The sequence below is a fragment of the Leptotrichia sp. HMT-225 genome (genome assembly GCF_030644325.1).
GTDB lineage: Bacteria > Fusobacteriota > Fusobacteriia > Fusobacteriales > Leptotrichiaceae > Leptotrichia > Leptotrichia massiliensis.
In genome coordinates, this window is sequence record NZ_CP130323.1 from 2,033,869 (window position 1) to 2,046,012 (window position 12,144).

The 12,144-nt window shown below is 30.2% G+C and carries 10 protein-coding genes; 1 reads left to right on the plus strand and 9 read right to left on the minus strand.

Going from position 1 to position 12,144, the window contains the following annotated elements; genetic code table 11:
* Positions 1–82 precede the first annotated feature (82 nt).
* Complete coding sequence (locus QU666_RS09810) at positions 83–826, plus strand: gamma-glutamyl-gamma-aminobutyrate hydrolase family protein (RefSeq protein WP_021768325.1); 744 nt, start codon at positions 83–85, stop codon at positions 824–826.
* Between the two features lie 71 nt (positions 827–897).
* Here the strand turns inward: QU666_RS09810 and glmM are convergent, their stop codons facing one another.
* The 9 genes from glmM to cobU all read right to left on the minus strand — a co-directional run bounded on the left by glmM (position 898) and on the right by cobU (position 11,635).
* Positions 898–2,259, minus strand: coding sequence for a phosphoglucosamine mutase (gene glmM / locus QU666_RS09815; RefSeq protein ID WP_304984822.1), 1,362 nt, complete (start codon positions 2,257–2,259; stop codon positions 898–900).
* Complete coding sequence (locus QU666_RS09820) at positions 2,259–3,863, minus strand: HAMP domain-containing sensor histidine kinase (RefSeq protein WP_021768322.1); 1,605 nt, start codon at positions 3,861–3,863, stop codon at positions 2,259–2,261. Before QU666_RS09820 ends, glmM begins: the two co-directional genes overlap by 1 nt.
* 10 nt (positions 3,864–3,873) lie before the next feature.
* Positions 3,874–4,554, minus strand: a complete 681-nt coding sequence (locus QU666_RS09825; protein ID WP_006805100.1) for a response regulator transcription factor — start codon at positions 4,552–4,554, stop codon at positions 3,874–3,876.
* 245 nt (positions 4,555–4,799) lie between these two features.
* The gene (locus QU666_RS09830; RefSeq protein WP_021768321.1) at positions 4,800–6,068 is read right to left on the minus strand and encodes a U32 family peptidase; all 1,269 of its coding nucleotides are present in this window, start codon (positions 6,066–6,068) and stop codon (positions 4,800–4,802) included.
* Positions 6,069–6,111: 43 nt separating this feature from the next.
* Complete coding sequence (gene dnaB / locus QU666_RS09835; RefSeq protein WP_021768320.1) at positions 6,112–7,545, minus strand: replicative DNA helicase; 1,434 nt, start codon at positions 7,543–7,545, stop codon at positions 6,112–6,114.
* 205 nt (positions 7,546–7,750) lie between these two features.
* On the minus strand, positions 7,751–8,203 hold the full coding sequence (gene rplI, locus QU666_RS09840) for a 50S ribosomal protein L9 (protein WP_021768319.1): 453 nt from the start codon (positions 8,201–8,203) through the stop codon (positions 7,751–7,753).
* 49 nt (positions 8,204–8,252) lie between these two features.
* Positions 8,253–9,812, minus strand: a complete 1,560-nt coding sequence (gene dnaX / locus QU666_RS09845; protein ID WP_036069901.1) for a DNA polymerase III subunit gamma/tau — start codon at positions 9,810–9,812, stop codon at positions 8,253–8,255.
* Between the two features lie 392 nt (positions 9,813–10,204).
* Complete coding sequence (locus tag QU666_RS09850) at positions 10,205–10,783, minus strand: 5-formyltetrahydrofolate cyclo-ligase (RefSeq protein WP_021768317.1); 579 nt, start codon at positions 10,781–10,783, stop codon at positions 10,205–10,207.
* Between the two features lie 261 nt (positions 10,784–11,044).
* The gene (cobU, locus tag QU666_RS09855; RefSeq protein WP_036069898.1) at positions 11,045–11,635 is read right to left on the minus strand and encodes a bifunctional adenosylcobinamide kinase/adenosylcobinamide-phosphate guanylyltransferase; all 591 of its coding nucleotides are present in this window, start codon (positions 11,633–11,635) and stop codon (positions 11,045–11,047) included.
* Positions 11,636–12,144: the final 509 nt, after the last annotated feature.

A 12,144-nucleotide genomic window follows, 5' to 3' on the forward strand; every position in this document is an offset into this window, starting at 1 on the left:
TAAACACTTTAAAAATAAAAAATTTGACTAACAAAAAAATATATGGTTAAATTATATATAAAATTTATAATTGGAGGATAGTATGAAAAAACCTATTATCGGAATTTCCAGTAATATACTTGGACTGGAAAAAGGTCTTTTTGCTGGCTATAAACGAGCCTATGTCGATGTTTCCTATATCAATGCTGTAATAAATGCTGGCGGTGTGCCGCATCTTCTGCCTTTGAATGAGCATGAAGATATTATTGAGGAATTTGTAAAAAATGTGGATGGAATAATTTTGACTGGAGGAAATGATGTTTTTCCACTTCTTTATGGGGAAGAGCCAAAAGAGAAGCTTGGAGAAATATTTCCTGAACGTGATAAATTCGATTCACTTCTTATCCGCTATGCAATAACTTATAAAAAACCAATTTTTGGAATTTGTCGTGGAATGCAAATAGCTAATGTTGAATGTGGCGGTTCGCTTTACCAGGACCTTTCCTACAATGAAAACGTTACAATAAAGCATTTCCAGAAGGCCAGAGCCCACACTCCAACACACTCCATTACTGTAGCAAGCAACTGTTTTTTAAGCGATATCTATCCTGAAGGAATTGGATTTATAAACAGTTATCATCATCAGACAATAAATAAGCTAGCACAAGGATTTGTTGTAACGGCAAAAAGTGCAGACGGAGTAATTGAAGCAATCGAAAATATTTCAGATGAAATTTTTATCGTTGGAGTTCAATGGCATCCAGAAATGATGGCAATTAATGATGAAACTGCACAAAAATTGTTTGAAAAATTTGTAAATGAAGTAAATTTAAGGAAAAAAAATTAATTTAAAGAAAAAAATCATAGCCTGTTTAACTATGATTTTCTTTTTTTATAATTATTTTTTCTTTTTTCTAATTAGCAAAGTGTTTCTTCCACTTTCTTACTTAATTCTTCCACATATTTATCCACAATCTTTTGACTTTCAGCCTCAACCATTACTCTTATAAGTGATTCTGTCCCCGAAGCTCTTACTAAAATTCTACCTTTCCCAGCGATTTCTTTTTCCTTTGCCTTTATGAAGTCGATTAATTCCTTATTTGTTTCCCAAGTTGCTTTTTTCTCTTTAGCAACAAAAATATTTTTAGAATCTTGAGGCCATAATTTAATTCCTTTTACAAGTTCATGTAATGTTTTTCCGCTTTCTAAAATAGCTGCAACAAGCTGAATTGACGATAAAACTCCATCTCCAGTCGTATTGTAGTCAAGCATTAAAATATGTCCAGACTGCTCCCCACCAATGTTTAAACCATATTCTTTCATTTTTTCAAGAACATATCTATCTCCAACATTTGCACGAATTAATCCAATTCCTTTTTCATCAAGATATTTTTCAAATCCCATATTGCTAAGAACTGTTGTTACAACTTTATTATCATTTAACAAACCTCTTTTTTTCATATATTCTGCAATAATCGCTATAATCAAGTCTCCATTTATAATTGCACCTGTATTATCAACAGCAATTAATCTGTCAGCATCGCCATCATAAGCAAGACCTAAATCAGCTTTATAAACCTTGACAACTTCCTGAAGAAGTTCTGGATGTGTAGATCCACAATTTACATTAATATTTTTCCCATTTGGAATATTATTAATTACAATAACATCCGCTCCTAAATTTTGAAAAACTTTTGAAGCAACTCTATAAGCCGCTCCATTTGCTGTATCAATTACAATTCGTAATTTTGAAAAATTAGTTTTTACAGTAGAAGTAAGATAATCTAAATAAATTCTCATATCATCTTCCACATATTTGAATGTTCCTAAATCATCACCTGGGACTTGATGTTTTAAAAGTTCATCCTTTTTTTCCATTAATTTTTCAAGTTCCTCTTCAACCGAATCAGGCAGTTTATAGCCATTTTGACTGAATATTTTTATTCCATTGTCCTTTACAGGATTATGTGAAGCCGAAATCATAATTCCTGCGTCAGCCTTTAATTTTCTAGTTAAATAGCAAACTCCTGGAGTAGGCAGTACTCCTACAAAGTCAATATTTACACCCATAGAATTTAATCCAGCAGTAAGTGCTGAACGAATCATATAACCTGAAATTCTTGTATCAGTTCCAAGAATAATTTTTGGCTTGCCAGCTTTTTTTCTATGTTTTTTTAAATAATATCCAAGAGCAAGTCCTAGACGGGTAACTAAGTCGATTGTCAAGTCTTTGTTGGCTTCCCCTCTCATTCCATCGGTTCCAAAATATTTTCTAGCCATTATATTTCCTTCCTATTCTTTTTGTTTTTTCTTTTATTTTCTTTTTCATTTTCTTTTTTTAAAAAACTGAAAACAGCTTTTTTTTCTGATTTATTCTTTTTAACATTTTTGGCTGCTTCTTCTGATACAGTTGTAGCAGTATCTCCTATTGGTAGTACAATTGAAATTTCTGTTCCCTTATTCATTTTAGAATCAATTTCAATTCTTCCGTTATGAATTTCTACAATTCGTTTTACTATCGCAAGTCCCAGTCCAGTTCCACCTGTCGCCTTTGTTCTTGATAAATCAACCCTATAAAATCTGTCAAAAATTCTTTTTGCATCTTCATCAGAAATTCCAACACCTTCATCTCGAATTGAAATTCGTCCAAAACCATCTTTAATAAATGATTTGATATAAATATTTGTATGTGGTTCAGAATATTTCGTAGCATTTTCAATTAAAGCTCTAATTGCTTGTTGTAACAATGTTTCGTCACCTTTGATTTTGTAATTTTCTCCTGTTTCAAGATGAAACTTATGAGTTTTAGTAGAAACTACAGTATCAGAATGAATTTGATGGACCATTTCATTTGCATCAATATCTATAAATTTTGTATTAATTTTTGTAATCTCGCCTTTAGCCAAAAATAAAAGTTTTTGAATTAAATTACGCATATTATCAGTTTCACTAATTATCGAATCAATCGATTCTACAAAGATGTCAATATCAGTAGTTCCCCGTTTTCGTATAATTTCCGCATAACCTTTTATTATTGCAAGTGGTGTACGCAATTCATGTGAAGCATCTGATACAAATTTTGTTTGATTTTCAAATGACGTTTCAAGTCTATCTAGCATTTCGTTTATAATAAGTGTCAAATTTTGCAATTCATCTTCCTCTTTTGGAATTTCTATCCTTTTACTCAAATCATCTGTTGAGATGCTCTTAGCTGTTTTTATTACGTTATTAATAGGTTTCAAAATTCTTCTACTCATTATTTTTGAAACGATAATTGTAATAACAACACCAATTATTGTAAATAGAATAACAAGATATTCCAGCCTTTTATAAATTTGATTTTCCTGCGTTACATTCTTTAAAGTATAAATATTAAATTTGTAATTTTTTATTTCACGACTTACTTTGAAAACAAAATATTTATTTTTTTCAATATTTATTATTTTTCCTTCATAGTCGTTGTCTTCTAAATTAAAAGTTTCAAGTAAATTAACCATTTTTTCATTAGTCATAGAAGCTTCCTCTGTGTCAGTGTCTCCAAGTGTATTAATTGGAATTACAGAATCTTTAGCTTGCTTTATTTCTAGCACATATAAATAATTTTCTTCACCAGGATTAAATGGTTTTACATGAATAACTTTTTTTCCTTCAATAATTTCAGGATTAAAATCAAGTGTAAGAACATTTGTTTTATCTGAAAAAATTCCAACTTTATCCAAAAAACTGTTTATTTCATCCATTTTATCGCTGGCAGAATCTTCTAACACTTTATTGGACTGCCTTTGCAGTGAATAAACAAGAATAATATTAGAAACTAATATTAATACCAAAAATAGAAGAGCGTAATTTGCTGAAATACGATCTTCTAGTTTCAAATTTTTCATCCCTTACTCCTTATTTAAAAATAAATCCAATTCCTCTTACAGTTTGAATAAATTTTCTTTCATAAGGTCTGTCAATTTTATCTCTTAAATATTTAATATACAAATCAAGAATATTGTCATTTCCAATATAATCAAATCCCCACACTTCTTCCAAGATTTTATCTCTTGATAAAACAATACCTTTATTTAACACTAAAAAATCAAGTAATTCAAATTCTCTTTTTGAAAGTTGAATTAGATTTTTTCCGTATTCTCTGAACACTTCATAAGTTGAATAGTTAATTGTCAAATCTTCAAATTCAAATATTCCTTTATGAACAACAGATTTTTTAGTTCTTCTAAGAAGAGCTTTTATTCTCGCAAGCAATTCTTCATTTGAGAATGGTTTTGTCATGTAGTCATCTGCTCCATAGTCAAATCCTACTACCTTATCACTAATCTCATCTTTTGCAGTAAGCATAATAATAGGTACTTGTGAAGTTTCCCTTATTCTTTTACAAACTTCCATTCCGCTCATTTTCGGAAGCATTACATCTAGAAGGATAATATCGTATGAACCATACTTAGCCATATTTAGACCTTCTTTACCATCGTATGCAAAAAATACATCAAACCCTTCAAATTTTAATTCAATTTCAAGTAATCTCGAAATTTTAGGATCATCTTCAATTACTAATATTTTTTCTCTCATAATTATCTCCAATTCTATTTTTGTTTTTTAAATTTATAATTTTCAATCTTCTCATTTTAAAAAATAAAAAGTTTCTAAATATATAGATAATTATAACCTATTTTTTTTGATTTGTATAGTATTTTATCTTTTTTTTATTATAATTTTCAGTGAATATATAGTTTGGTTATCATTAAAAAATGTAGTGTTTTGAATATTACTCTTTTTTTTAGTTAAATTTTTTATTAAAATAAGATTTATTTATATTAAAAATTAGACGTATCCATATCACTGTCAGATTGCCCTTCTGGAAGTTTTATTCTTATCAAATCCATTGGTCCCATTTCTACATCTGTTTCAATAATAGCGATTGTATTTGGATTTACATATTCTTGCAATTCGTCATTTTTTGTATTTAAAAAGTTTTCTACTTTGAATTTAATAGCATCTCCAATCGGACGTACAAGTTCTAAAGTTTCTGTTGCATAAACTTTATTTCTTATTTGAATTTTGTATTTATTTGTGTCAACTTTTTCAAGTACATTTGCAACAAGTCTGTAAGTTTGGCTGTAAGAAAGACCCGTTTCGTAATTCTGATCCTTTTCAGAAGTTGGTCCTAAATAAAATCCATTTGAATATTGTCTATGGCTGATTGTTTTAAGCTCTTTTAGCCAATCTGGATTATATTCGTAATTTCCAGAATAATAGTTATCCAATGCTCTTTTATACTGTTTTACAACAGTTGAATTGTAGTAAATACTTTTCATTCTTCCTTCAATTTTTAATGAATCCACACCGGTTTCAAGAACTTTGTCAATAAATTCGATGGAACATAAATCTTTAGCGTTAAACATATATGTCCCTTCTTCATTTTCTACAATATCATGAGCCCCTGTTTCCTCATGCCCTTCTGCAATCACTTTATAATTCCAACGGCAATCCTGTGCACAGATTCCACGATTTGCATCACGATTTGTAAAGTAATTACTTAATAGGCATCTTCCAGAATACGCCATACACATCGCTCCATGAATAAATACTTCAATTTCCACATCAGGTACTTTTTCACGAATAGTTTTTATTTCTTTTAACGACATTTCTCTAGCTAAAATAACTCTTTTTGCTCCCATATCCTTCCAAGTTTTTACACTCATCCAGTTTGTATTATTTGCTTGAGTACTTACGTGAATTTTAAGATTTGGAGCATGCTGCCTAACCATCTGGAAAACTCCTAGATCAGCCACAATTACCGCATCCACACCAAATTCATCAAGTTTTTTTATAAATCTTGGCATATATTCGATCTCTGTATTATGTGCAAAAATATTTAGTGTAACATATATTTTTTTACCTAAACTGTGAACATAGTCCACGGCTTCCTTTAATTCCTTATTTTTAAAGTTTGAAGACATTCCTCTCAAGTTGAAAGCGCTTCCTCCAACAAAACATGCATCAGCTCCAAAATGAAAAGCTGTTTTTAACTTTTCCATATTTCCAGCTGGTGCCAATAATTCTACTCTTTTTTTTGTTTCCATTTTTTAATTTTCTCTCCTTAATTTTTCTTTTTCTTTATTTTTATTATTCAGCAGGCGGTACAAATTCATCGTCTACAACGTTTACAAACTGCTGATAGCTTGGTCTAAATCCTAATTCTATGGTTCCAGTCGGGCCACTTCTATGTTTACCAATTATCAGTTCCACTTTTTCAAGTTCATTTTCATTATCTTTTGGGACTTCCTGTGATGCACTTAGATATTTTGACGGAACATTCATATTGTCTACTTCAGGAGCAGTGTCTTTGTGATAATATTTATCACGGTACAAAAACATTACCATATCCGCATCCTGCTCAATTGCCCCTGATTCCCGCAAGTCTGACAAAATTGGTCTTTTATCCACTCTCTGCTCTACTCCACGCGATAGCTGTGAAAGTGTTACAATCGGGATATTCAGCTCTTTTGCCAATATTTTTAATGAACGCGAAATTTCAGATATTTCCTGTTCCCTGCTTTTTCTTGAATTTTCAGATGGATTAATTAACTGCAAGTAGTCAATTAACATAAAGTCTAATTTTCCTTCGGATTTTAATCGCCGTGCAGTGGCCTTTATTTCCAACATTGTCACACTTGAGGAATCTGAAATATAAATTGGCATTTCAGAAAGCCGGCCTAATCCACTTCCCAGATTTACAAGTTCTTCTGGTGTCATTGTGCTGTCTTTCAGAGCTTTTAGCCGTATTTTTGCCTCACTTGCCACAAGCCTGTCAAACAACTGCTCATTTCCCATTTCCAAACTGTATATAAGTACGCCTTTTCCCTGCCGTGCAACATTTATAGCCAAATTTAAGGCAAAAGCTGTTTTACCCATGGCAGGACGTGCCGCAAGAATTAATAAGTCAGAGCCATGAAACCCGCTGGTTATGCTATCGTATCTATCAAATCCCGAAGAAATGCCAGTTATCTTGCCTTTGCTCTCACTATAATTGTCCATTTGTGTAACTTTGCCTTGAACAAGCTCAAATAGAGGGACAATGTCCTTTTTCTGCTTGGATTCGGCAATTTTAAAAATCATGCCTTCTGATTTATCCAGCATTTTATCGACATCTTCGTAACCACGCACAGCCATTTTAACAATTTCTTCCCCAATGCCTATTAATTGCCGCTGTATAGATTTATCTCTTACAATTTGAGCGTAGTTCACCGCATTTGCAGCAGTCGGCACAACTTCCGTCAAATCGTAAATAATGTCCTCGCCCCCAACTTCATCCATCATTTCCTGCTTTTTCAGCGATTCAATAATTAAAAGTACATCAATTATTTTCCCAACATTATAAGCCTTTACCATTTCTGAGAAAATCAGCTTATAATTATTTTTGTAAAAGTCCTCGGATGTTACAATATCGACAACATCTCCAATAACATTAGGATTTATAAAGATAGATCCGAGCAAAGCCTCTTCAGCTTCAATACTAAACGGCTTACTGTTTTCTTCTTCCAAATCATACAATCCCATTTTTAAAATTTCTCACTTTCTATAAAAATCCCATTTAAAAATCAAAACTAGAAGCCATAATATTATAAATGTGTTTGATAATTTACTGTTTTTTATTTTTATAAGGGGGCAAGCCCCCCCTTTTGTCAATATTTTTTTATAATCATATATTTACCAAACGAATTTCTTCTATTCTGAGTTTTACTAAGTTTGAATATAATTTAAGTTATTTAGCTTCAACCCTGACTTTTAAATTTGCTTTAACTTCAGAGTGAAGTTTTAATTCTACGTTATGCACTCCAATTTCCTTAACTTTTGAATTAGCAGAAACTTTCTTTTTATCAATTTCAACATTTAACTGCTCCTTCAATGCCTCTACAATTTCCTTTGCCCCAATTGAACCAAACACTTTATTATTTTCTCCAGCCTTCACTTTTAAAACAATTTCTTTGTCAGCCAAGAATTCTTTTAGTTCATTCGCATTTTTTACATCTTTATCGTGATTTTTTTGAATTTTTTCATTTTTTGCCTTCAATTTATTAACATTCTCTGGAGTCGCAAGTATTGCCTTATTTTTATTTAATAAAAAGTTATTTGCATATCCATCTTTTACTTCCACAATTTCATCTTTTTTCCCAACACCTTTGATAGTTTCCTTCAAAATTACTTTAATTTTCATATTTATCATTCCTTTCTTTGTTTAAAACTTTTTGTCCAATATTTTAACATTATTTTTTTTCCAAAATCTCTCCATCAAAGAACTTGACTGCATTTTGCAAAAATTTATCCTCTTCATTTTGTGAATCTTCACTTTCAAGAAAAGCTTGGATCATAATATCTGAATTACAGATTTGATTAATAACTGCTTCAATTTTCGGCTTTTTCTCTGGCAGTAAAACTTGTTCGCTGTGAAATTTTTGATTTTTGGGGAATTTTATATACAAAACTCCATTTTCCACTCTATCTGGACGGCTTTCTATCGCTAGTGCCCCCAGCATAACGCTTAGCTTTTTTATTCCAGCCAAAACTTTTTTCCAATTTTCAGTAAAAATTGAAATATCATAATCTTTTACAATTTTTTCAGTTTTTTCCATATTTACAGGTTCGGAAATTCCCATAGAGCCAGCCTTCTGATTCACAATATTAGCATTTTTCATAACTTGGCTTAATACTTTTTCATAAATGCTGTTTGACATATCTTTCATGTCGTTTTTATTAAAAGCAGGAATGTTTTCACTAGAATTTGTACTTTGGGAATTTTTCTTCTTCTTTTTGTAAAGCTCGTGGATAAGCACATAGCCAAGCAGCCTTTTATCCTCTTCATACTTAAATTCATTCAAGGTAAAAAAAATCGCCCTTATCGTATCCAGCAGAAAATTTACCGATAAATCGGTTTTTTTCCTAAACTGCTCTTTTAAATAATACGAAAAATCCTTTAAAAAAGTTTCGATAATAAGTCCGTCTTCCCAGATTTTATCAATAAAATCAACTAATTTTTCTTTATCGCCTTCTTTTACTAGATTTAAAAATTTTTCCAGAATAACGTCAGGCACAACTCCCAAAGCATTCTGCGTCTTTGTAATATCAATTTCTTCATTGTTGAAGTTTGACACAACTTGCTCAAATATGGAAAAACTGTCCCTTGCACTTCCTTCAGACTTTCGGTAAATCAAATCAAGACTTGCATCGTCAATCTTAATATTTTCCTTTTCAGCCACATTTTTTAACAATTTTTTTATATCTTCCTTATCAATTGGCAAAAAATCATATCGCTGACACCTTGAAATAACTGTATCTGGAATCTTGTCAATCTCGGTAGTCGCAAGAATAAATATAACATGTGAAGGAGGTTCCTCCAGCGTCTTCAAAAGTGCATTAAAAGCCTCTTTTGTAAGCATGTGGACTTCATCAATTATATATATTTTTTTTCTTCCTTTAACAGGCTGATAATTTATCTTTTCCTTCAGTTCCCTAATTTCATCAATCCCACGATTAGAAGCCGCATCAATTTCAATCATATCCATAGAAATCCCTTGAGAAATTTCACGGCAATTTTCACACTCTCCACAAGGATTATCTGTCACATCTTCACTATTCAGGCAGTTTACACCTTTTGCAATAAGCCTTGCGATAGTTGTTTTCCCAACTCCACGTGGCCCTGTAAACAAGTACGCATGCGAAAGTTTATTTTCCCTCAAAGAATTTTTTATTGCCCTTAACACAAATTCCTGCCCTGCAATTTCGTCAAAATTCTGAGGCCGATATTTTCTATATAAAGTAATATTCAATGTTCTCACCCTTTTTCATTACTGTTTGATATTATAACATTTTTACTATGATTTGTGAACTACTGAAAAATTAAATGAAGAATAACTAAACAATCTCGTATATTTGAAAAATACACAGAAAATTATATTTTTCAATTACAATGAATCTAGAAAATCTCTTCAAATAATACCTATAAAAAACATTTTATATAACTAAAAAAATATGTTTCGAATAAAAATTTAGAAGGGTTAGATTAGAAGTGAGAATACACGAATATATAGAAATGTGATATTATGAAACCAGATTACATACTAAAATAGATTTTGTAACTCTAAATAAGTTTCAAAAAATTGTGATTCTACAGTATCAAAAAAACAAAGAAATATTTGGATAATGTTTTTTAGTAAAACTTTTAAAAAATTCTACTTTCACTTACAACAAAATCCAAGACTACATCATGCTCTTCTGTCGGAACTTTTTCAATAATCTGAAAATCATAACAAATACCAATAAACAAAATTTTTTTATTTTCCTCTCGAATCTTTTTCAAAAAAGTATCATAATACCCGCCGCCAAATCCAATTCGATTTTTTTCCAAATCAAAAACAACTGCTGGAACAATTACAATATCCAAAATATTTTCGTTATAAAAATCGCTGGAAGAAGATTCGTAATATCCAAATTTATGTAATACAAGCTCATTTTCCTCATATTTATTAATTTTCATTTCTCTATTTTTACTATCTGTAATTTTTGGAATAAAAAAACTTTTCTCAGGATAAAGTTCCATCAATTTTGTGATTTTCACTTCATTTTTCATATCCATAAAAATCATTATATTTTCAGCATTTTTTATAAATTTCCCCAAATTTTCAATAATTAAATCACTTTTTTTTTCTACTTCTTCAATGGATAAATTATTTCTTTTTTTCAAAATTTCTTTTCTAATTTTATTCTTTTCTAGCTGTAAATCTGTTTTTTTGTTTTTCATATTAAAATACTCCTTTATTAATACTTTTCAACCATTGTAAAAGTATATAAATTTCAATTATATATAGTTTTTTATTCTATTATTTTTCTCTATTCTCTGAAAAGAATGATTAATCTCTTGTACTTATAAATACCCCTATCATTCAATAATTTTATTGCTTTTACTTTTACAATTTCCTATAATAATATTTTATACCACTCCCCATTAAAATAAATTAGTTATAAATTCTAAGTTCTTATCGTTATCGAACAAGACTATTAATTATTTAATTTTCATTGGAATTCCAGACACCACAAAATAAACTTCATCAGCCCTTTTTGCCACAGCCTGATTCATCTTTCCTGCAATTTCACGAAAATAACGTCCCAATGGATAACTCGGCACAAGCCCAAGTCCCAGCTCATTTGACACAATTACCGTATTTTCAAATTGACTTGTTATATTCAGGAGTTCATTTACTATGTTTTCCACATTTTTGTTCAACTTTTCCACAATTTTTACATAAGATTTTTTGTCAAAATTATCCCAGTCAACATCCTTTTCCTCAAAAATTATGTTGATTATCATATTCGTAAGGCAATCCACAAGCATATTATTTTTAATTTCATTTTCTGTTTTAGGAAAATATTTATTTAAATTACTTTCAAAATTTTTATAAGTTTCCACAGTTCCCCAATCATTTTTCCTTCTTTCCTTATGCAACCTCACCTTTTCCTTCATTTCCTCATCAAACACAAGCGATGTTGCCAAATACACATTCTCCTGCTTCCCATTATTCAAATTTAAAATTAACTCTTCAGCAAACTTGCTTTTCCCACTTTTCGCTCCGCCAGTAACAAAAATTATCGCCATTTCTTTCACTCCTTTTTTACAATTTTCTATAAACAAAAAAACAACCTTACATAAAAGTTGTTGTTTTTAATTTTTGATTCCAATCCTTGTTTTAATGGATTCAGTATTCTTACCAGAAAAACTCTCAGTATTAGAATATACTGAAATTAGCGAAGAGCTATCCAAGTCTCAATCCTTGTTTTAATGGATTCACTATTCTTACTGGATTTTTCTCTGCAATTTTAATTTTTAGTAGTGGTAGGAATTTTTTCTACAAACTTATTGTACCATATTTTTTTGATTTTTCAAAGTTTTTTAGAAAAATTTTCCCATTCAAATTATTTTATACTAAACTCTATTAAAAAAATAGAAATAAAATTCTACAGCAATTAATTTGGTAGTCTTGTAAAAAAGACTTTGATTACATGAATTTTCTGATTTCTACTATTCAAACGAGGGCTTAGTATTACTTTATCAAAACAAAAAAAGAGAAAAATAATATTATTAAATTTCTCTCTTTTCTCAAACTA

Coding starts and splice junctions, on each gene's coding strand:
- rplI (WP_021768319.1), bottom strand. CDS start 8,203: ATGAAAATTAAAGTAATTTTGAAGGAAACTATCAAAGGTGTTGGGAAA.
- QU666_RS09820 (WP_021768322.1), bottom strand. CDS start 3,863: ATGAAAAATTTGAAACTAGAAGATCGTATTTCAGCAAATTACGCTCTT.
- QU666_RS09830 (WP_021768321.1), bottom strand. CDS start 6,068: ATGGAAACAAAAAAAAGAGTAGAATTATTGGCACCAGCTGGAAATATG.
- dnaB (WP_021768320.1), bottom strand. CDS start 7,545: ATGGGATTGTATGATTTGGAAGAAGAAAACAGTAAGCCGTTTAGTATT.
- glmM (WP_304984822.1), bottom strand. CDS start 2,259: ATGGCTAGAAAATATTTTGGAACCGATGGAATGAGAGGGGAAGCCAAC.
- cobU (WP_036069898.1), bottom strand. CDS start 11,635: ATGGCGATAATTTTTGTTACTGGCGGAGCGAAAAGTGGGAAAAGCAAG.
- QU666_RS09825 (WP_006805100.1), bottom strand. CDS start 4,554: ATGAGAGAAAAAATATTAGTAATTGAAGATGATCCTAAAATTTCGAGA.
- QU666_RS09850 (WP_021768317.1), bottom strand. CDS start 10,783: ATGAAAAACAAAAAAACAGATTTACAGCTAGAAAAGAATAAAATTAGA.
- QU666_RS09810 (WP_021768325.1), top strand. CDS start 83: ATGAAAAAACCTATTATCGGAATTTCCAGTAATATACTTGGACTGGAA.